General features: G+C 62.2%; 17 protein-coding genes. 9 read left to right on the top strand and 8 right to left on the bottom strand.

What is annotated here, in order from left to right; translation table 11 throughout:
• Positions 1 to 53 precede the first annotated feature (53 nt).
• Together AC07UR_RS06150 and AC07UR_RS06145 are read left to right on the top strand one after the other, a co-directional pair.
• Positions 54 to 1,274 carry an NAD(P)/FAD-dependent oxidoreductase gene (locus tag AC07UR_RS06150; protein WP_234941671.1) on the top strand — a complete coding sequence of 407 codons (1,221 nt, stop codon included), beginning with the start codon at positions 54 to 56 and terminating at the stop codon, positions 1,272 to 1,274.
• 79 nt (positions 1,275 to 1,353) lie between these two features.
• On the top strand, positions 1,354 to 3,285 hold the full coding sequence (locus tag AC07UR_RS06145; protein WP_412728342.1) for an AI-2E family transporter: 1,932 nt from the start codon (positions 1,354 to 1,356) through the stop codon (positions 3,283 to 3,285).
• 277 nt (positions 3,286 to 3,562) lie between these two features.
• Here the strand turns inward: AC07UR_RS06145 and AC07UR_RS06140 are convergent, their stop codons facing one another.
• Both AC07UR_RS06140 and AC07UR_RS06135 read right to left on the bottom strand, forming a co-directional pair.
• Positions 3,563 to 3,709: a DUF1127 domain-containing protein gene (locus AC07UR_RS06140; RefSeq protein WP_077502675.1), complete on the bottom strand. Its 147-nt coding sequence runs from the start codon at positions 3,707 to 3,709 to the stop codon at positions 3,563 to 3,565.
• Positions 3,710 to 3,885: 176 nt separating this feature from the next.
• Positions 3,886 to 6,927 (bottom strand): PAS domain-containing protein, encoded by a 3,042-nt coding sequence (locus AC07UR_RS06135; protein ID WP_209789305.1) that lies wholly within the window; start codon positions 6,925 to 6,927, stop codon positions 3,886 to 3,888.
• Between the two features lie 321 nt (positions 6,928 to 7,248).
• On the opposite strand from AC07UR_RS06135, the gene AC07UR_RS06130 reads away from it, so the two are divergent.
• Complete coding sequence (locus AC07UR_RS06130; RefSeq protein WP_209789303.1) at positions 7,249 to 7,695, top strand: PRC-barrel domain-containing protein; 447 nt, start codon at positions 7,249 to 7,251, stop codon at positions 7,693 to 7,695.
• Between the two features lie 92 nt (positions 7,696 to 7,787).
• Here AC07UR_RS06130 and AC07UR_RS06125 read toward each other — a convergent pair whose 3' ends face one another.
• A complete protein-coding gene (locus AC07UR_RS06125) occupies positions 7,788 to 8,735 on the bottom strand; it encodes a LysR family transcriptional regulator (RefSeq protein WP_173421508.1) in 948 nt (315 codons plus the stop codon).
• Positions 8,736 to 8,928: 193 nt separating this feature from the next.
• Between AC07UR_RS06125 and AC07UR_RS06120 the strand changes: the two genes are divergently transcribed.
• Positions 8,929 to 10,623, top strand: a complete 1,695-nt coding sequence (locus AC07UR_RS06120) for a GMC family oxidoreductase (RefSeq protein WP_209789714.1) — start codon at positions 8,929 to 8,931, stop codon at positions 10,621 to 10,623.
• 90 nt (positions 10,624 to 10,713) lie between these two features.
• Here AC07UR_RS06120 and AC07UR_RS06115 read toward each other — a convergent pair whose 3' ends face one another.
• Positions 10,714 to 11,577, bottom strand: a complete 864-nt coding sequence (locus tag AC07UR_RS06115) for an alpha/beta fold hydrolase (protein WP_209789301.1) — start codon at positions 11,575 to 11,577, stop codon at positions 10,714 to 10,716.
• A gap of 265 nt (positions 11,578 to 11,842) precedes the next feature.
• On the opposite strand from AC07UR_RS06115, the gene AC07UR_RS06110 reads away from it, so the two are divergent.
• Positions 11,843 to 12,520 (top strand): DUF8692 domain-containing protein, encoded by a 678-nt coding sequence (locus AC07UR_RS06110; RefSeq protein WP_209789299.1) that lies wholly within the window; start codon positions 11,843 to 11,845, stop codon positions 12,518 to 12,520.
• A gap of 24 nt (positions 12,521 to 12,544) precedes the next feature.
• Here AC07UR_RS06110 and AC07UR_RS06105 read toward each other — a convergent pair whose 3' ends face one another.
• Positions 12,545 to 14,614 (bottom strand): prolyl oligopeptidase family serine peptidase, encoded by a 2,070-nt coding sequence (locus AC07UR_RS06105; protein ID WP_209789297.1) that lies wholly within the window; start codon positions 14,612 to 14,614, stop codon positions 12,545 to 12,547.
• Between the two features lie 181 nt (positions 14,615 to 14,795).
• Complete coding sequence (locus tag AC07UR_RS06100) at positions 14,796 to 15,701, bottom strand: LysR family transcriptional regulator (RefSeq protein ID WP_209789713.1); 906 nt, start codon at positions 15,699 to 15,701, stop codon at positions 14,796 to 14,798.
• 143 nt (positions 15,702 to 15,844) lie between these two features.
• On the opposite strand from AC07UR_RS06100, the gene AC07UR_RS06095 reads away from it, so the two are divergent.
• Entirely contained in the window at positions 15,845 to 17,380 is a 1,536-nt protein-coding gene (locus AC07UR_RS06095; protein ID WP_234941670.1) for an MFS transporter, read from the top strand.
• On the opposite strand, the gene AC07UR_RS06090 is transcribed toward AC07UR_RS06095, so the two are convergent.
• Positions 17,358 to 18,149, bottom strand: coding sequence for a COG3904 family protein (locus AC07UR_RS06090; protein WP_209789295.1), 792 nt, complete (start codon positions 18,147 to 18,149; stop codon positions 17,358 to 17,360). The two genes, AC07UR_RS06095 and AC07UR_RS06090, sit on opposite strands and share 23 nt — an antisense overlap.
• A 633-nt stretch (positions 18,150 to 18,782) precedes the next feature.
• Between AC07UR_RS06090 and AC07UR_RS06085 the strand changes: the two genes are divergently transcribed.
• Positions 18,783 to 19,226, top strand: a complete 444-nt coding sequence (locus AC07UR_RS06085; protein WP_209789294.1) for a hypothetical protein — start codon at positions 18,783 to 18,785, stop codon at positions 19,224 to 19,226.
• 155 nt (positions 19,227 to 19,381) lie between these two features.
• On the opposite strand, the gene AC07UR_RS06080 is transcribed toward AC07UR_RS06085, so the two are convergent.
• Positions 19,382 to 19,627: a hypothetical protein gene (locus AC07UR_RS06080; protein ID WP_115422369.1), complete on the bottom strand. Its 246-nt coding sequence runs from the start codon at positions 19,625 to 19,627 to the stop codon at positions 19,382 to 19,384.
• A 97-nt stretch (positions 19,628 to 19,724) separates the two neighbouring features.
• Here AC07UR_RS06080 and AC07UR_RS06075 point away from each other — a divergent pair, with 97 nt between their 5' ends.
• The gene (locus tag AC07UR_RS06075) at positions 19,725 to 20,090 is read left to right on the top strand and encodes a DUF1127 domain-containing protein (protein WP_494701944.1); all 366 of its coding nucleotides are present in this window, start codon (positions 19,725 to 19,727) and stop codon (positions 20,088 to 20,090) included.
• Positions 20,091 to 20,097: 7 nt separating this feature from the next.
• The gene (locus AC07UR_RS06070; protein ID WP_209789292.1) at positions 20,098 to 20,928 is read left to right on the top strand and encodes a helix-turn-helix transcriptional regulator; all 831 of its coding nucleotides are present in this window, start codon (positions 20,098 to 20,100) and stop codon (positions 20,926 to 20,928) included.
• Positions 20,929 to 21,311: the final 383 nt, after the last annotated feature.

The raw sequence follows: 21,311 nt of genomic DNA, 5'->3' as shown, positions 1-21,311 counted from the left end.
GATCTGGCCCGAATGCGCAGACCTGGCCCGAATGCGCTGACCTGGAGGAACACTTGCACACATTGACCCGCAAACGGGATCTTCGGAAGGCCGAGCCTCTGTGGGCCGATAGGCCGCACCACGCGGTACGCGCGCGGAAACGGGTCTCTGCTCACGATGTCGACGTGCTGATCGTCGGCGCCGGGATCAGCGGCGCGCTGATGGCCAACGCCCTCATCGGGCACAAGCTACGTGTGCTGATGGTCGACCGTCGAAAGCCGATCAGCGGCAGCAGCATGGCCAGCACAGCCATGATCCAGCACGAAATCGACGTGCCGCTGCACCAATTGAACCGGGTGCTTGGCGCGGACAACGCCGCGCGCATCTGGCAACGCTCGGCGAAAGCCGTCGAACACCTCGCATCTCTGGTCGACGCCCTGCGGATCTCCTGCCAGTTCGAGCGAAAGAACACGCTTTTCCTTTCAGGCTCCAGCTATGGCGCCCGTGCACTTCAGGCGGAAGTGGAAGCGCGGGCGGAGGCAAGGCTCGAAGCGACGCTTCTGTCCCAGGCGGATCTGCACGCGAGATTCGACATCGATCGCACCGCGGCTATCGAGACGAGAATCTCCGCATCGGCCAATCCGGCCCAATTGACATCGGGCTTCCTCCGCCACGCTCAGGCCAACGACATCCCCATCGTCGAAAACGTGGAGATCACCGATATCCGGGAGATCGAGGGCCGAAATGCGGTCGCGACATCCGATGGCCAGATCATCACCGCGACCCACGTGGTCTTCTGCACCGGCTACGAGTTTCTGGAGGCTGTGGCACATAAGAACCATGCCATCGTCTCGACCTGGGCACTGGCGACCAGGCCCCGTCATCCGCGGCCGGAATGGCTCGATGACTACCTCGTCTGGGAAGGCGCCGATCCGTATCTGTACTTTCGCTCAACGCGAGACGGCCGCATCATCGTCGGCGGCGAAGACGAGAAAAGCGCAGACGCGTTCCGGGATCCGGCAAAGCTGAAGGCGAAGTCCGAGATCCTGCGCCAGAAGCTTTCCGACCTCCTCGGGATGAAGATCGGCGAGCCGGACTATCGATGGGCCGCCGCCTTCGGCGTCACCGCGCAGGGCCTGCCGATGATCGGGCGTGTTCCGGGCATGCGGAATGCCTTCGCAGCCATGGGCTATGGCGGCAACGGCATCACCTTCAGCCAGATCGCCGCCGAAATCATCTCGTCGAGCATCCTGGGGCATGCCGACCCGGACGCTTCACTGTTTCCGTTCGTCTAACGGCAGGCCGGTCGGTAGGCGCAACGTTTACGACACCGTCATTCGTGATAGCTTCTGACAAATCCGAGAGGGAATAGACTTGGGCAAGGCAATCGATCAGATCCGCGATCTCGGTGCGCCCTCGATGCAGGGCGTGCGCCCGGCCATGCCGACATCGCTGACCCTCGTCGGCGCCGCTGCCATCCTCTATCTGGCCCGCGACGTCTTTCTGCCGATCGCGGTCGCGCTGCTCCTGACCTTCGCGCTTGCCCCCGTCGTCGCGGCCCTGCGCCGCATCGGTCTACCCCGCGCATTTGCGGTGATCTCCACCGCGTTGATCACCTTTACCTTGATCGGCATTTTCAGCCTCGTGGTCGCCTTGCAGGTCGCAGAACTGGCGAAAAACCTTCCCGCCTATCAATCCAACATCGTCACCAAGGTGAAGGAACTGAAGGAGGCCGGTGCCGAAAACAGCATCGTCGATCGCATTGGCAATGTCATCGAACGCATCAACCGCGAGATAGATCGGCCGACGGCGGAGGCGCCCACCGGCGTTGAAAGCCCGAAGAGAGACCCGCTGCTGGTCGAGATCTATTCGCGCGACAATCCGATCCAGGTCCTGACCAACATCATCGCGCCGCTCGTTGGACCAGTGGCGATGGCCGGCTTGGTCGTGGTCGTCGTCATCTTCATGCTGCTGGAGCGGGAGGATCTCAGGGACCGGTTCATACGGCTCGCCGGCTTCGGCGACCTGCATCGAACCACCGAGGGCCTGCAGGATGCCGGCACGCGCGTCGGCCACTACCTGCTGATGCAGTTGATCGTCAACACCGCCTATGGCCTGCCCGTTGCCATCGGCCTCTGGTTCATCGGCATACCCAATGCGGTACTGTGGGGGTTGCTGGCGATCGTCCTGCGCTTCGTTCCCTATATCGGGCCTATCATTGCGATGGTGCTGCCGTTGTTCCTGTCGGTTGCAGTCGACAGCGGCTGGTCGATGCTTTTGTGGACAGCCGGGCTGTTCATCGCGATGGAGTTGGTGATCAACAATGTGATCGAGCCGATGCTCTACGGCTCCAAGACAGGGCTGTCGCCGCTGGCGATCATCGTGTCAGCGATCTTCTGGGCTTGGATCTGGGGCCCTGTCGGCCTGATCCTGTCGACGCCGCTGACGGTCTGTCTTGTCGTGCTCGGCAAGCATGTACCGCAGTTCGAGTTTCTGCAGGTGCTTTTCGGCAGCGACCCGGTACTGGCGCCGCACGCACGCCTCTACCAGCGGCTTTTGGCCGGCGATCCCGATGAAGCGACCGATCAGGCCGAAGAGATCCTCGAAGACGAGTATCTCGTCGATTACTACCGCGCAGTGGCAATCCCCGCTTTGGCGCTGGCGGAACAGGACCGCGCCCGCGGCGTCATGAGCGACGAGCAGCGGCTGCGCGTGGCGGCAAGCGGCCTGTCGCTGGTGTCCAACCTCGAGGATGTCGCGATCGAGGAAAGTCAGGACGACGAGCTCGAAAACGACGATGAGAAGAGCGAAGCTGCCAGCCAGCCCATTCCGGACGGCGAAGGCATGACCATCCTTTGCGTCGGCGGCAGAGGCGAGATCGACGACGTCTCGGCCGCCATGCTCGCCCAGGTGCTTCGCGCTGAAGGGGCGTCGGCGACGGCGCTGAATTTTCACGAGATCGAACCGGCCAATATCCGAAAGCTCAAGACCGATGCCGTCGATGCGATCATCGTCTGCTTTCTCAATCAGGATTCGATCAAGCACGCCCGCTTCGTCGTGCGCCGGCTGAAGCGCGTCAACACCCGGGCAAGGGTGGGTATCGTCATCTGGGATACCTCAGCCGACGACGCAGCGGGCCAGCGCAAGCCCGATGCCAGCCAGGAGCAAGTTCCGGGTGCCGACTTCGTTGCATCGGACATGACTTCGGCTGCGATCGAAGCATTGACGAAACGACCATCGCTTCCGCTTGCCCCGCCAAGCAGGACCAAGGCACGCCGCCGCCTGGTGCCGCAGCCCGCACAATGACGCCTGCAACGCCACTGGAGCGGACCTGGCTATTTGGGGTCGTGATCGGTCCTGCGCGGCAGAACAGGATCGCGCATTGCGACACGGCGTCGTTTCAATAAAGGATGGTACCAAGACGAGCGTAGCCGCCAGGGAAATCAGCTCGGCCAAAGACGTGACGCGGCCACCCTTTGGCCAACCGTCGATTTCGCCTCGCAGCCGATGGACCGACAAAACAAAAGCGCCCGCTCGTTGCCGAGCAGGCGCGTCATGAATTGGTCAGTGGTCTCAGGCGCGATTAGCGGCCGTAGGCAGTCCGTGCGATGCTCTGGATGTCCGAGCGCTCGATGCCGAGGTCGCGCAGTTCACGCGAGGACATGCGGCCCAGTTCGGAGACCGTCTGCCGGTACTTGAGCCAGTTGTTGAAAGAGCGTGCTACGTTCATGATGATCCCCTTTCCTTGGGCTTTCGAAGCTCAGCTGCCAGTCCTTGGCGCTTCGTTCGCTTCGATGAGAGGAATATAGGCGATCACCCCCGCGAGCAGTAGCGCCAAGACCTCAGCCCACCCCTGCAAGCCGTGCATGGATCGTTGTTCCCAAGGGGACTGCAGCATCCATAGGGTCAGGATCGCGCCGCGTCGGTCTCGCGCACGCTGGCGCTGTCTATCGCCCGTTTCAGACTTCGCTCGTTGTAAGGCTTGACCAACAGAACGGCGGACGGATCCGCGCCCGGTGGCATCGACGTTTCGCCCGTGGCAAAGACAATTCCAATGCCGGGACGGATCTCGCGTACCGCCACGGCCAGATCGCCGCCCTGCATATCCGGCAGGCCGATATCGGTCAGCAGGATGTCGATGCTTGTCGCTTCTGCCGCCGAAATCGCCTGCGCCGCAGTCCCCGCTTCGATCACGTCGTGGCCAAGGTCGCGCAGCACCTCCGCCGTATTCATGCGAATGAGAAAATCGTCCTCGACGAGAAGAAGCTTCAGCGGCAAGCGTTCCTCCGCAGGCGCAGGCGCATTCGTGGCCGCGTCGCGCTCGCGCTGCATCGCCTGCCGACTGTTGGCCAGAAGATGCCGAATACGACGGTCCAGCGCCTCGCGGGTATAGGGCTTCGACAAAAGCTCGACGCCATGGTCGAGCTTTCCGCCGTGCACGATCGAATTCTCGGTATAGCCTGAGGTAAACAGCACCACGAGATTTGGAAGGCGCGCCTTGGCGAGCTTTGCCATTTCCGGGCTCTTCAATGTTCCCGGCATCACCACGTCTGTGAAGAGCACATCGATGGCGATACCGCTTTCCACCACCGACAATCCGCTCTGCGCGTCGCGCGCCGTCAGCACGCGGTAGCCAAGATCGCTGAGCGTCTCGACCACGGTGTCGCGGACATCGTCGTCGTCCTCCACCACGAGCACGGTTTCCGTTCCGCCAACGGCAGGGCCAGCGGCATGGACGACCGTTTCGCGCGCTTCCTCGGCAATCTCTCTCGGCAGGTACAGCTTGACCGTCGTTCCATGGCCGACTTCGCTATAAATCTTCACATGGCCGTTGGACTGCTTGGCAAAGCCATAAACCATGGAAAGGCCGAGGCCCGTCCCCTTGCCTTCGGGCTTGGTCGAGAAAAACGGTTCGAAGACCTGTTCGAGGATGCCGGGCGGCATCCCGGATCCGGTATCGGACACGGCGAGAATAACGTATTGGCCGGCGCTCACATCGGGATGCGTTGCCGCGTAGTGATCGTCGAGGAAAGCGTTGCCGACTTCGATGGTCAGCTTGCCGGCACCGTCCATGGCGTCGCGCGCATTGATCGCCAGGTTGAGGAGCGCGTTTTCCACCTGGGTTGGATCCGCGAGTGTGTTCCAGAGCCCACCGGCAACGATCACTTCTATATCGACGCCCTCGCCGATCGAACGGCGCAGCAGATCGTCCATGCCTTTGACGAAGCGGCCGACATTGATGACCTTGGGCTCCAGCGCCTGCCGCCGACCGAAGGCCAGCAACTGGCTCGCGAGTTTCGCACCGCGAGCGACGCCCGCCAAGGCATTGTCGACCCGGCTCGCTGCCCGCTCGTTGCCTGAGACGTCCCTGGAAAGAAGCTGGAGATTTCCGGCAACAACCTGCAGCAGGTTGTTGAAGTCGTGCGCCACCCCGCCGGTCAGCTTGCCGATGGTCTCCATCTTCTGCGACTGTTGCAGCGCCTTTTGCGACAGGAGCAGCTGCTCGCTGCGCTCGGCGATCCGTTCTTCGAGCGTCGCGTTCAGATCCGCCAGAGCCGCCTCGTTCTTCTTTGCGTGATCGATGTCGGTGTTGGTGCCGACCCAACGGCGCATCTCGCCGCACTCGCCCCGGACCGGAACGGCCCTGACCAGGTGCCAGCGATAACGGCCGTCAGCCCTGCGAATGCGAAACTCCGTCTGGTAGACCTCGTTTCCCGCCACTGCCGCCGACCAGGCTGCCGCCGCCGTCTCCAAATCGTCCGGATGCACGATCGACGCCCACCCGTTGCCCGCAAGCTCCCCGGCGCTCTTGCCGCTGAACGCGAGCACGCGATCGTTGAACCAGTCTAGCTGACCATCCGGTCTTGCCGTCCAGACGTGGTTGAGCATCGATTGCGACAGTGTTCTGAACTCCGCCTCGCTTGCCTTCAACGCCACTTCTGTGCGTCGGCGGTCGGTAACGTCGCTGAAGAGAACGGCGACATGTTCCGATCCCAAACCATCGATCGGAAAGGCCTGGACTTGATACCACCGGCCAAGCGCCTCGGCGGAGTTCTCGAAGCTGACCGGCTCACCGGTTCGGGCCACTTTGCCGTAAATATCGAACCAGTATTGTTCATGGTCGGCGGCGACATCGCGGCGCACGCGTTTGCCGATGGCCGAAGTGATGCCCGTGTGCTTTTCGAACGCGGAATTGACCTCAAGAAATTCGTAGTCAACAGGCACCCCATCCGCATCCCAGATCATCTTGATGACGCAAAAGCCGTCAGGCAGCATTTCGAACAGCGATCGATAACGCTGGCGGTTCGCGTGAGCATCGCTCTCGGCCAATCTGCGGGCGGTGACGTCGAACAGGACACCCGGGAAGCGCGCCGGCCGATGACCCTTGGCCTGGACCAGCCGACCCCGCGCCAGGACATGCGACAGCGATCCATCGGACCGAAGGATGCGATATTCACTGTTGAACGCGGGACCGCCAGCAACCGCAACCTCGATCTCCCGGGTCACCCGTGCCCGATCGTCCGGGTGGATGCCGGCGGCAAAGTGCGCCAGTGGCAGCCCCTCTCTGGCTCTCTCGGGATCAACGCCAAACACCTGTGCGAAGCGCGTGTCGGCGACCACCCGATCAGCGGCAATGTCCCAGTCCCAGGCGCCGATGACATCGGCATTGGCAAAGGTCAGCTCAAGCTGCTCTTCCAGCAGTTGCCGGCCGTTGCCTCTCAGCGCCCATACGGACCCACCATCCGGAGACGGCACTTTTTCGGCGTCGAGATCCTGGGGGCCGGTCGAACCGATGAAAAAACCAAGTTCATCGAAAATCGTCGACAGAGGCTGCCCGACCACGTCGTCGCGAGACCAACCGAGCAGGCGTTGAGCCCCTTCGCTCCAACCGGAAATCACATTGTCGGAACTGACGAAAACAAGCGGCGGCGTGAGCGTGGTGTCCATGGTTCATTTCGTAGCGCCGCGACGGGGTCTGCAGGCAGTTGAGAGTGCAATGAAAGCGTTGGTTGGCCCGAAGGGCCCTGCGGGCAAGAAGCTACGTTAAATGTCCGATTTCGGTCGAAGTTCAAGTCCGCCGAGAGATATTTCGAAACACAATCGAAAGCAGGCGTCCGCGGCCGATCAGCGATCGTCGGCATGACCAGCTGCGTAAGCAGCGCGGACGAAAAGCGATACTTTTCAGATGGGTAGCGGAACACTTCGGACGGAAGGCCGTTATCGACCTGTCACGGCAGATCAACTGCCGGTATCATGCAGGAGTTTCATATGAAGTTGTTTCCCATCGTTGCCGCGACCGTTTTCTCCCTGTCTGCGTCCGCAGCCCTGGCACAGGAAGCCGCCGCAACGGGCGCCGACGCAACGTTGGCCGGCCCGGGCCTGACCATGGGCAAGGCTGCGACGATGCCGCTGAAATACGTCAACATCCAGGACAGCGACCTGGTCGTGTCCAAGCTCATCGGCGTCGATCTCTACAACAAGAATGACGAAACGATCGGCGAGATTTCCGACGTCGTCATCGGCGGCGGCAAGTCGGTTATCGGCGTCGTCGCCAGCGTCGGCGGCTTTCTTGGCGTCGGGGAGAGCTACGTCGTTCTCGACCCCGCGTCGATTGCCCTTGCCGAAGAGGACGGTGCCTGGAAGGCCTATGTCGACACCACCAAGGACGATCTGACGAAAGCGCCGAAACTCGACTACTCCAAACTGAAGAAGTAGGCAGGCGAAGCCAGCCCCATCGCTGGCTGAGCGTCCGCCTGCACCGGGCTTCAAGCCCGGTGCAGGCGGACGTGCCGTTGCGATGACGATCGTCAGGCGGTGTCTCTGCGGTCCGTTCGCCATATCCTGTCGATGACGTCAAACGCCAGCGCGACGTTGGGATCGGTGCGCCGGGGCCGAAGACAGACAAAGCCGAGCGTGGTTTCGAGCTTGACCCGGTTGGCGATGACAAGCCCGTTTGCCTGTTGCTCGCTGAGCGCAATCGACTCCCGGCAGAGGCTGAGCCCGAGCCCGGTGCGCACCATGGCCAACATCGACGTTTCCTGATCGACCAGAGCGACCACGTTCTGCCTGAGGTTCAGGCCGCCGAGTTTCCGCGCAAGCAGCCGATGGTGGACCGACGCCGGCGGCGTTCCGATCCAGGGCAGGCCTGCAAGCTCGCTCCACTCCTTGTCCGCGACGATGCCGGCAAAGGCCGGAGGTGCGACGACGCGATAGGTCAGCCGCGACAGCGGCTTGACGAAGAACTGCGCATCGGTCTCGCCAGCCAACGCATCTGTACTCGTCCCGAAATCATCGAGGTCGCCGAGAAAAAACCCGACATCGAGTTCGTTGCGCTTCAAACCGGTCGCGACTTCACCGCTCATGCCCTGGCGCAGCGTCGTTTCGATGCCCGGACCACTTTCGACCAGTGCCTGGAGGAAAGCGCCGAGCCGGGTGAATTCCGGGTCGATGATCGTGCCGATCCTGAGCGTGCCGCGAAGCTGCGCCGTCAGATGCATGGCCGTCTGCCGAAACTCGGTCACCGACGCCAGCACCTGTTCGCCCTTGGCCGCCAGCAGCGCGCCATCGCGGGTCAGTTCAAGCCCGCTGGCTGTTCGGTGAAACAGCGTGAGCCCGAGTTCCTGCGACAAGCGCTTCACTTGCAGGCTGACGGCAGGCTGAGTCAGATGCAGCAATTCGGACGCCCGAGTGACGTTGCCTTCCCGCGCCACGGTGACGAAGGCCCTTAGCAATCGCAGATCCAGATGATCAGCCATATAAATTTCCTTTATAATGCCGAGCTCTATTTATCATTGGATTTCGTGATCGGGTAGCCGTTTACTGATCTTTGGGAGGATCGCAATGCTGCGATCGCTGATGAACGTTATAAAAGTGGGATGATCTTGGTCCGCTGCACAGTGCAAGCTGCGGCTCGTTCATCCCCTTTCGCCGGATTGGGAAATGCTTGCGATGAAGCCCTACGCCTCGACTGCTGACGCCGCCGTTTTCGACTATGTGATCGTCGGAGCCGGCTCGGCCGGTTGCCTGCTTGCCAACCGCCTCAGCCGCGACCCCGGCAAGCGGGTGCTGCTGATCGAGGCAGGCCGGCGCGACAACTATCCCTGGATCCATATTCCCGTCGGCTATCTCTATTGCATCGGCAATCCGCGAACCGACTGGCTCTACAAGACCGAACCGGAAGCGGGATTGAACGGTCGCTCGCTGCGCTATCCGCGCGGCAAGACCCTTGGCGGCTGTTCTTCGATCAACGGCATGATCTACATGCGCGGGCAATCGCGCGACTATGAAAGCTGGGCAGCCCAGACCAACGACCGCGAATGGTCCTGGGAGAATTCTCTGGGCGATTTCAAGGCCCATGAGGATCACTACCGGCTCGACGATGGCGCCGATCCGGCAACCGGCGACAACAGCCGTTTTTCCGACATGCATGGCCGCGGCGGCGAGTGGCGCATCGAAAAGCAGCGACTGAAGTGGGATATCCTCGAATCCTTCGCGGAAGCCGCAGTCGAGGCGGGCATTCCGCGATCGACGGACTTCAACAGCGGCGACAACGAGGGCGTCGGTTACTTCGAGGTCAACCAGAAGGCGGGCTGGCGCTTGAACACCTCCAAGGCGTTCCTGCGGCCGGTGCGGCATCGCCGCAATCTGGTCGTCTGGACCGAGGCCGAAGTCGAGACGCTGGCGATAGAAACGTCAGCGGACGGGGCCAAGCGCTGTACGGGCGTCTCGCTCTACCATGGCAGCGCCAAGGTGACCGTTCGGGCGACCGCCGAGGTCATTCTCTCGGCAGGCGCCATCGGCTCGCCGCAGATCCTGCAGCTCTCGGGCATCGGACCGGCCGGGCTGTCGCAGGCCATGGGCATCCCTGTCGAAAAAGAGCTCCCCGGTGTCGGCGAGAACCTGCAGGACCACCTGCAGATCCGCGCCGTCTTCAAGGTGAAGAACGCGAAGACGCTGAACACGCTGGCGAGCAATCTCGTTGGCAAGGCGCGGATCGGGCTCGAATATGTGCTGAAGCGCAGCGGACCGATGAGCATGTCACCGTCGCAGCTGGGCGCCTTCACCCGCTCCGACCCCGACCGCGCCCATGCCAACCTGGAATATCACGTGCAACCACTCAGCCTCGATGCCTTCGGCGAGCCCCTGCACAGCTTCCCGGCCTTTACCGCCAGCGTCTGCAATCTCAATCCGACAAGCCGTGGCCACGTGCGGATCCGCTCGCGTCACCGTGGCGATCCGCCAGCCATTGCCCCGAATTATCTCAGCACCGACGAAGACCGCAGGATCGCTGCCGACAGCATCCGGCAGATCCGGTCGATCGTCAGCCAGCCGGCGCTTTCACGATACCAGCCGGTCGAATGGAAGCCCGGGATAGAATTCCAGAGCGATGGCGAACTGGCGAAACTGGCCGGCGATATCGCCAACACCATCTTTCACCCCGTCGGCACCGCAAGGATGGGGGCCACGGACGACGCCATGGCTGTTGTCGACAGCCGGCTTCGGGTTCGCGGTATCGAGGGACTGCGCGTGGTCGATGCCAGCGTGATGCCGACCATTACCAGCGGCAACACCAGCGCGCCGACCATGATGATCGCGGAGAAGGCCGCACGCTGGATTATCGCAGACGCTCAAAACAGGGCCTAGACGGGCCATCCTGAGGGCGGCCTGAGGGCGGCCTCACGAAGCTTATGACGGATGCGCCCCGCCCGGCAGGACGAGGCGCACCGGTACTTGCTATTGGAACATCCCCTTTGGCGTCTCGCCCTTGAAGAAAGGCACGACCAGAGCTTCCAGCAGCTCCGGCTGATTGATGACGGCCGTGTGCGAAGTGGCAGGCAGGATGGCGAGGCGCGACGCCGGCAACGGCTTGCCCATGTCGCCCATGCCACCACCGCCAAGCAGCCGGAACATCGCGACCGTATGTTCCAGGGTTGCGACATCGGCATCGCCGGCAATGATCAGCACGGGCGTCTTCATCGCCTTGACGTCCTTTTCCCAGGCCATCGGCTCCTTCTCGAGCGCGATCAGCTTGGCGACGAGCGCAGGGAAGCCGTCGGGATTGGCAGCAAGCTTGCGATAGTCCTCAGCGAACGGCATGCCGACGAACATTTCGACGTTCATCTGCGGGATGAAGGCCTTGAATTCCGGCTGCCAGCCCTCGGCGTCGTAGCCGACTGAAGCCGCCGCGAGCTTGTTGACCTTTTCGGGATGGCGGATGGCGAGCTGCAGCCCGGCAGCCGCCCCCATCGAGTAGCCGAAGACATCGGCCTTCTTGACGCCGACGGCGTCCATGAATGCCGCCACGTCGTCGGCGAGATTTGGATAGGTGATCGGTCGGTCGATGTCGGTCGTGCGGCCATGCCCCTGGAACTCGATCGCATAGACCTTGTTGGTCTCGGCAAGCTTGGGAATGATCGCGCCCATCGATGGAATGTTCATATAGGCGCCGTGCAGGACGATCAGCGGCTCGCCTTCGCCGGACACCTCATAATACATCTTCATGCCGTTGACTTCGACCCGCTCACCGACCGGTTGGCTGTCGGCAAGTGCCGGCCCGGCAATGATGAGGGCTGCGGCGATAAGGGCAATACGAAACATATCTCTTTCCTCGCGGTTTCACGCGTCTTCACCAACGCTGACAATAGGACGAGCGGGACCCGCGCGAGCCGACACGGTCCCTGCGATTTTTTCGCAACCGCGCGCTCTAGCCCCGTGCAACACCCGGTTTTGGGCCACCTGCGAAACACGTTCGCCTCCGCCGCGTGCAGCCAAAAGCATCCAAAGTCACAAAACTGTCACAAACAAGAGGCCGGATCGCCCCGTTCGGTTCATGTTTGCCATGACAATGCGAGGACGAGACGCCATGAGTGCCAAGGCACAGACGCATTCGCCCCCGGCACCGACCGGCGGGTGGCATCGATCGGAGGCCGGCACGATCATCGCCGTCCTCCTTGTTTCCGTCGTCATTCTCGCATCGCTCGTTGTTGCCGACAGGGTCTTCGGCATTGATTACTACGATCTCGTTCGCGACCCGAACGCGATCGCCCGCAACCCCGGCTATTTCGGCATCGTCTCCAACATCGGGGTCATCATGTGGATCGTCGGCGCGGCCGCGGCACTCCAGGCCTTTGCGGCAACGTTTGACGCGGGGACCACGGCTCTTCGTCGGACGTTGCTCGCCGGAGGGCTGTTTTCAACCCTGATGGGTATCGACGATTTCCTCATGCTGCACGAGGCGGTGGCGACCATGGGCATCCCGGAAGAAGTCGTTCTCGTGCCGCATATGATCCTGCTCGGTGCGCTCTGCTATTACGCCTACACCGTTCGGGCAGCGACGCCGCGATTGCTGCTTGTCGCTTCGGTGCTGTCGATGGGCCTGTCCTTCGCCGCCGATATGGCCCCGATCCATGTCGGCGGAGCGACCTTCGTCGAAGAGGCCTTCAAGCTCGTCGGCATCCTGTTCCTGACCACCTATCTCGTCGCCATCAGCCACCAGGCGCTGCGACATGGCGGGGCGTCGAGACGCCCGGCCATCGGATAGGAGTCGGCATCGGCTGACGCTCGGTTACTTCGTCCGGCCTTTCAGTGCCTGCTCCAGGAAGACATACTTCATCGCAGTCTGCGCTGCCTGTATCCGGCGGTCGCCGCGCCCGCCATGGCCGCCTTCCGTTTCCTCGAAGAACAGCACATTCGCGTGACCGGCGGCCTGCAGGCGCGCCGCCATCTTGCGCGCATGGCCGGGATGCACCCGGTCGTCGGCGGTGGACGTCGTCAGCAGCACGGGCGGATAATCGGCGTCGTCAGCGACGTGCTGATAGGGAGAATAGGTTGCCAGCCACGCCGCCTCCTCGGGCTTCGACGGATCGCCGTATTCGGCCATCCAGGACGCGCCCGGCGGCAATTCCGTATAACGAAGCATGTCGAGCAAAGGCACTTCGATGATGACGGCACCGAAAAGCTCGGGCCGCTGGACCAGGGAAACGCCGGTGAGCAAGCCACCATTCGACCCGCCTTGAATGCCAAGCATCGAAGGGGTCGAGATACCGCGGCGCACCAGATCTTCGGCAACGGCGGCAAAGTCGTCGAACGCGTTCTGCCGCTTGTCCCTGAGTGCCGCCTGGTGCCACCGCGGACCGAACTCGCCACCACCGCGGATGTTGGCCTGGACGTAGGCATAGCCCTTTTCGAGCCACAGCTTGCCGCGCAGGCCGGCATAGGCAGGCAGAAGCGGAACTTCGAAGCCGCCATAGCCGTAGAGCAAGGCCGGCACCGGCTCCTGCTGGTCGCGACGCCGAACGACAAAATAGGGAACGAGCGTGCCATCTCTCGAGCGTGCCTCGAACTGCTCCGAGACCAGTGCGGATGCATCAAAACGCGCGGGCTGAGCCTTGACCGTCGTCAGCGTATCGCCGTCGTCGTCGGACCAGATGATCGAGCTCGGCGTCAGGAAGTCGGTGAAGGAGAACGAGACACTGGAGCCGAACTGATTGATGTGGCTGATGTCGACATTGCCGTTTTCGGGCAAGGCAACCGGAGTGAGTGACCACCCGCGCTCGCCCCGCTCCGCAAACACCACCCGACCGCGAACATTGTCCATGAGACTGACGAAGAGCCGGTCGCGTGTGCTCGCGACATGCGCGATCGAAACGCGCGCTGCAGGCGCCAACACCGTCTCGATGCCACCAATGTCACCGGTCTTCAGCCAGCGCGTGAAATCGAAGGCGTAGAGCCCGTCGGGCAGGCATGTCGTTCCACCCGGGGCCGACCAGGGGCTGCGCACGCCGAAGACCATTTGACCCTTCAAAAGGGCGATGTCGCCGACATCGTCCGGCAGCGGCAGCCGCCGGTTTTCGCCCGAAGCCAGCCTGACAAAATGATGGCCGGAGTAGAAGTCGATCGATCGCGTCAGCAGCAGGTATTGCGCGTCGCCGTCGAACTCGAGTGCCCCGCCGACAGCAAGATCGTCGACCTGCCCCTCGAAGATCGGTACCGCCTCGGCGAGGCTCGTTCCGCGTTTCCATAATTTGACCACGCGAGGATAGCCGGATTGCGTTCTCTCTTCCGCCTCGAAGGCGGCTGCGACGATGACCGTATCGATATCGAGCCAGCTGAAACTCGATTTTGAAACTGGGGCCTGAAATCCGCCCTCGACGAAGGTCCCGGTTTCGATGTCGAACTCGCGCATTTCACTGGCATCGCCGCCATCCGGCGACAGGTTCAGGAGGCAACGGCTGAAATCCGGATAGAGACGGCGTGCGCCGCTGAACACCCATCTGACGCCCTCCTTTGCCGAAAGCGCGTCGAAGTCGATGATCGTCTGCCACTCCGGCTTGTCGGTCTTGTAGGAGGCGACTTGGGTGCGACGCCAGAGGCCGAGGACGTTGGCCTTGTCCTGCCAGAAATTGTAGACCTGGCCGCGCAGTTCATAGCCGACAGCGATGTTGTCCTCTGCGGTCATCAATTCCAGCGCCGTTTCGTACTGCGGCGGATACGAAACATCACCCTGCAGCCTCTCCTTCGTCCGCGCGTTCTGACCATGAACCCAGTCGAGCGCCGGTTTGGACGTCCTGTCCTCCAACCAAAGGAACGGATCTTCGCCAATCGTGGGAAGTGGTGCGTGGATGGGTTTGGTCATGAAATCTCCAGAGGCAACATCAAAAGGGCAATCGCGAGGTGCCGCAGCGGTATATGTTGTCTCGTCACCTGGCTTTGCAATGTCAAAGGCCGATTAAAGGCGGGCGAATGTTGGGCCGGCATGGCTTGCAAATTGGTCGCCCGGCAGCCTCGGCCACGCCAAGCCCGAACGACCCACCCATTCAGTGATCGGCAAGCTGTTCCAGGCAAACCTCCCGAACGCAGCCGCGCAGCCATCGATGCGCCGGATCGGCATCGAGCCGGGGGTGCCAGAGCATCGAAACCGTAACCTCGGGCACCGGGACCGGTAGTGCAAAACTATACATGCCGGCGCGCAGATTTCCGGTATGCCGCTCTGGCACGCTGGCGATCAGGTCCGATCCTCGCGCCAGCGCCAGCGCCGACGAGAAGCCTCCCACCGTGATGACAATCTGCCGCGCCAAACCGAGCGTTTCCAGGGCGTCGTCGATAGGACCTCGGTCAAGGCCGCGCCGGGAAACGAGCACGTGCCGGCCGCCGGCATAGCTGGCCGTCGTCACCGCGCCCTGGCTCAAGGGATGCTCTTTGCTGACGGCACCGATGAAGCGGTCGCGAAACAGGGCCTGCGTGCGCACTTCAGGGCCGGTCGAAGCCCCGATCACACCGGTTTCCAGATCGACGCTACCGTCGCGCAGCGCGGTGCTCTCCTTGTTCGGCTTTGGCAGGAAGCGCAGGTTGACGCCTGGCGCTTCAGAGGTGATGCGCCGGAGGAGGTCTGGACCGAAGTTCTCCACGAACCCCTCGCTCGTGCGCAATGTGAAGGTCCGAACGAGCCGACTGAGCTCCAGCATGTCCACCGGGCGCAGGACCGCCTCGGCGTCATCGACGAGTTGACCGACGCGCTCGCGCAGCTCCAGCGCCCGCGGCGTTGGAACAAGGCCGCGTCCCGCCCGCACCAGAAGCGGGTCTCCCGTCACTTCTCTCAGCCGCGCCAGCGCCCGGCTCATGGCCGAAGGACTGAGCCGCAACCGTTCGGCCGCACGCGCGACGCTGCCCTCCGCGAGCAGGACGTCAAGTTGGACCAGCAGATTGAGATCAGGTTTCGACATCCGCCCAGTATAGCGCAGTGTCATCGGGATGTGGCGTCATATGCATGAATAAAGTGCAAATCATGCGCGTTCCGCCATGCCGCGTAAAGACCTAGGCTTCTGACAGCTCCAATTCGGAGAATTGCCAGCAGATGGAGTTAGTCTTGAAAAGAGATGGTTCAGCACCCACCGGGTCAAATTTCGAAGGTGGCGAACGGACGCGGTCCGTCCGGTGGTCGCTCATCGGCCTGTCGCTCTCCATGTTGTTGTCCGCACTCGGCACCAGCATCGCCAATGTCGGCCTGCCGACGCTTGCCGATGTTTTCCAGGCGCCATTCCAGGACGTGCAATGGGTGGTCCTTGCCTATCTGCTCGCGATCACCGCACTGATCGTCGGCGTCGGTCGGCTCGGCGACATTGTCGGGCGGCGCCGGCTGCTGCTCGGTGGCGTCGCGGTCTTCACGCTGGCCTCTGGATTGAGCGGCCTTGCCCCGACGCTTTGGCTGCTGATCGTCGCGCGCGCGGCACAGGGGCTCGGCGCGGCGGTCATGATGGCGCTCACCATGGCCTTCGTTGCAGAAACAGTACCGAAGGCACGCACCGGCAGCGCCATGGGTTTGCTCGGAACGATGTCCGCCATCGGCACTGCACTGGGGCCGCCCCTCGGCGGCGCGCTGATTGCCGGCTTCGGCTGGCGTGCGCTTTTCCTCATCAACGTGCCGCTCGGCATCCTGACATATGGGGTCGCGCGTCGTCATCTGCCTGCCGACCGCAAGGCCACGACACGCGCGGACGCTCGCTTCGATGTCCCCGGTACGCTCGTGCTGGCATCGACGCTTACCGCCTACGCGCTTGCCATGACCATCGGGCGCGGCCACTTCGGTCTGCTCAATGGCGTACTTCTATTGGCGGCGGCCCTGGGCGTCGGGGCTTTTGCAATGATCGAGACAAAGGTCGCCTCTCCATTGATACGCCCGACGACATTTCGCGATCCGGCCTTGAGCTCGAACCTGATCACCAATGGGCTGGTCTCGACGGTGATGATGACGACTTTGGTTGTCGGTCCCTTTTATCTCACCCGCGCTCTGGGGCTCGATCCGGCCGTGATCGGGCTGGTCATGGCGGTCGGCCCGGTCGTGGCGGCAATCAGCGGCGTTCCGGCGGGCCGCTTCGTCGATCGCTTTGGCGCACGACCGGTGACACTGGCCGGACTGGCGGCAGTCGCGACCGGCGCCGTCGGGTTGTCCACTCTGCCGGCAACGCTCGGCATCCCAGGCTACCTTGCACCCATCGTCATCGTTACCGCCGGCTACGCCTTCTTCCAGGCCGCCAACAACACGGCCGTCATGGCAGACGTGCCACCGGATCGCCGCGGCGTGATTTCAGGCATGCTCAACCTGTCGCGCAACTTGGGGCTCGTCACCGGCGCCTCGGTCATGGGTGCGGTTTTTTCCCTGGCGTCGGCGGCCTCCGACATCGCCACGGCATCACCCGAGGCCGCCGCATCCGCCATGCGCGTCACCTTCGCAGTCGCGGCCGGCCTCATTCTTCTGGCAGTCGCCATTGCAGTTTTGGGTCGCGCTTTCGCCCTCCGCTCGGCGTCGTCAGGCGATGGCTCCGAAATTGAACACGGTGAAGGCAGGCTGGCATCCGCGCCCGTAGCGAGGAAACCGGCCTCTACTCCAGATCCACCGAGGTAAACACCCGGCAGTTGGCAGCCGCCGGCACCGTCGCGCAGACTTCGATCGACGTCAGGAATTCGACGCCCCCCAGTTCGGTGGTCAGCTTCATCTCCAGCATCGCGACAGGCTCGATCTTGCGGATATCGGTCGCGGGCGTGACCTTCATCAGATTGACGACGGCATGGTCGACGCCCATGTCCGTGAGGTACGTTTCCAGCTTGCGCTCGGTCGCCTTGCTCATCTCATAGGTCTTGTAACCGCCGACATTCCTTCGGCCGACGACTTTCTTGCTGGTGACTTTCTTCTTGCCGTTCACGACGCGGTATTTCATCCGATACTGCGTTTCCATCTGAACGTAGGTCGTGGTGATCTGGTGCACGCCCAGGAACGCCCACTCGCCGACCACGCGCCGCGTTCCACCGGCAAACATCAGCGGACAGGCCGAATTGCAATAGGCTTCCCCGGAATAGGCGATGCCGATGTGACGCGCGCCCTTGTCGTCGTTGGCCCTGCAATCCCGCTGCTCCGGCTGGCAGCCGACGAAGCGGGTCTTGCCGACCGCCACGTCAAGCTTTCGCGCCCTGATCATGCGCCCGATCGCCAGCGCAGCATCGACGTCTCCGCCGGGCGACGTCACCACGATCGGCAGGCGACGATTGCCGAGCGATTTGAGCAGCTTCTTGAAGCGAGCCGGGCTTTCGTCAACGATAGTGCCTTCTGCCGATACCCATTCCGGGCAGGTCGGCTCGCACCCCGGCTGGCCGCTGCGCACCACGAAGAACTGCATATCCGCGCCCTCCGGCGGCGATGCGCGACCGGATGTGGCTGAGAGCATGAGCCCAACCGACAGGCAGCCGATGGCCAACGAACGCTGAGATAGATCGCTTGGAAATGCCCTGCCGAACAAAGAAGCACACCTCCTCCCGCCTGTTTCCGCCCCCCGCCTGTTTCCGCTTCGGCGTTCGAAACGGTGCGATCTTCCGGTCGCTTGCATCACCGATGCGTTGCCGGACGAAACAGATTTTTATGCTGCAAATATGAGTATCGAAACGAACAGCGCTTCCGATGCAGCCTCGGAGATTGTGCGTCGGAATGCGAAATGAGAATGCGGGTTGCACCCATTTGGAATGAAATCAAGGATAGCATGGACCGAGAATATAAGGCAACACTCATATAATTAGGAATAGATGAGACCCCGGGCGCGGTCATCGAAGCGGTTGCCTGTAGGCCGAGGACTCTTGCCTACCGAAAAATGCCGAATTCCCCGCCCGACAGTTACCAACAACTGCCCTATCAACCGGGGTCAAGCCCCTGCTGTGAAAGGATAAACGCGCGTACTTCGTTGATCGGGCACTCTGGGGACTAGATACGTCGCCGACGCTTTGACAACATAGGCGCTCAAGGCAGGGTTGGCGATTCGATGACGATATTCTTCAAGGCAGCGATTTCCGATGACGTGGCGTTCGGGATGATCGAGCGGTGTTTCTCCGATCCGGACGACTATGACGGTTATCTCGACATCTTTAGCGATCACACCGAGCAGACCATTTCGTGGAGCAAGGGCAGGTCGGCGGACGAGTTCAAGGACCAGGTAACCGAGGCATTGCGATCGGCCTGGGAGACGGCACGTTTCTTTCAGGTGTACGAGCGGCGGGAAGATAGAGACGATGCCGGCACCAATGAAATTCGCAGGGCCGCAATCGATCTGACGCGTGCCTATGGCGGCGTGGTCGTGATCACGCTCAGCCTGCTTGGGCGGCGTAGCAGCGCGAACGATCTCGAACTGGTGTTCCTTTGCTTCCAGGAGGACGCGCAGCGCCGGAATTTTCGCGTGCGATACGATGGAAAATTCGTAGCGGCCTAAGCCATCGATCCTTGACCTAGGTTCCGAACCGAGAAGTCAGCCGCTTCAAGACGACGGCGGACCGCTGAGCGCCGCGCGTTCAGAACAACGCTCGGACACCTTGATTGGGGAGCATCCTATCCGTCTTCAGTGAACCCACCTGCAGGCGGGATTCTCTAATGGAGCTTTCTTGAGAGCAGCAGTGAGGACGTGATCTCCTCGAGCATGTGGATGTCCTCGTTAAGTGTCGTGCGATGCTTGTGCGACAGGTTGACGAGACAATCCGCCACTTCGTCCGACGTCCAGCCCGCGGCCTCCGCACGCTCGACCAAATCCAGGAAGGCATCTTCAACCGCGCATTCGCAATCCGGCTCGCGATCCGGGTGTCCGTGACTGACCAGCGGTACGGCTATCTTGGTCATGATTGATCCTCCCGGACAAAGAATAGTCCCGCGGCAGGGGCCTGCAAAGCGACTAAAGTCGTACTTTTAAGGCGACTTTGGTATTCGCCGATGCCCCTTGTCAGGTGCCAAGCCAAGCTCTGATCGATTGCTAAACAATCTGACAGCCGCCGCGGCCGCAACGCGTCATTCTGCCATCATCGGAAACGACATGAAGGGAGATGACCCGATGTCCGACACAGCTTCATTCCATGACAATCTGATCCATGTCTCCACCCGACGGATCGCCCCGCGACAAAGGTTTGTGGCTCCGGCCGGACTCGGCGCGCGAGGCTTGCCCTGGCGGCTGTTTTGGCGCTTTTCGCGCTGGATGAAAACCCGGCGGGGACGTCTGGACCTGCTTGCGCTTTCCGATCATCAGCTGAAGGATATTGGCCTGTCGCGCGGGGACGCCTATAACGATTTCCACCAACGCGACGAGTAGGACTGCAATGTCCCAGTTTTCGTGCCAGACGCTTCTCGACACGTCGATCGCCTCGCTTCGGGACGTGGTGTGCGATGGTTCGTGCCGTGGGAAAAGTGGCGAGGAATGTGCGCATCGAACAAGCCTCGTCTATCCCTATCGCGGTGTCTTCATGCGGCACGTCGGCAAGGCCGACACGGTGGCTGAATCCAATCAGGTGATCTTCTTCAACCGCGGCGAGGACTACCGCGTCAGCCACCCGGTCGAAGGTGGCGATGCCTGTCTCGATGTGCAGGTGGACGAAGCCGTTCTCAGCGAGCTCGCGCCGAAGGAGCAATTGCGCTCGGGCGCGCTTGCCTCGTTCAAAAGACCGCGCCGGCGCATCGATCCACGGGCGCAGGCGCTGGTCGCCTTGTTGCGCTACAGCCTTCATCGCGGGGTCGCAGAAACGCTCGAAGCCGAGACCATGACGCTGACATTGATCCGGCGCTCGCTCGGCGAGCGGACGTCGCACAGCGCTGCAACCACCTACGGCCGGGAAAAACTCGTCGATCGGGCGAAGCTGGTTCTGTCGAGCGATCTCGCCCGCCGCTGGACCCTGGCCGAGGTGGCAACTGAGGTCGGCGTGTCGCCGGTCTATCTCACTCAGATGTTCCAGCAGGTCGAAGCCATGCCGCTCTATCGCTACCAGCTGCGACTGCGGCTTGCCCGGGCACTGGATCTGCTCGGCTCCTGCCGTGACTTGACGGCCCTCGGCCTCGATATCGGCTTTTCAAGTCACAGCCATTTCAGCGCCTCCTTCAAGCAGGCCTACGGGCGCACGCCCGCAGAATTCCAACGCGCCCTCCATCTTCGCTAACCTTCAGCGCCGTTGCACGCGGCGGCGGCAACGGCCAAGTGGCTGTCGCGGGCGAAGTTTAACTGGACAAAAATAATCATAAAAAAATCCGGGATCGGTGAAAAAAAATCCGGAGCCGGTCGTCTTAGTTTGAAAGCGCATGCTGAAGCAGCGCGCCGAAAGCAGAGACGGGTGGAAGATGAGCGCACCGGAATGCCCTAACGGACGCCTGCCTTTGGAAGCGGAACGCGGCCGCACTGGTCCATTTCTGCGTGGAGCGCTGGCGACAGACGCGTTTGCGTTCACGACCTTGCAAGCAGTGGCCAGCAACCACTCCAGCGGACGTCGCCAATGGCGCCCGTCCGGATCGCGCTCATGTGGCTCTTGGCTAGCAGCCGGCCGCA

This window comes from Ensifer sp. GW821-FHT05G01, from assembly GCF_059419585.1.
Note: the sequence above shows the minus strand (reverse complement) of the source record. Positions and strands in the feature narration are given on the sequence as shown.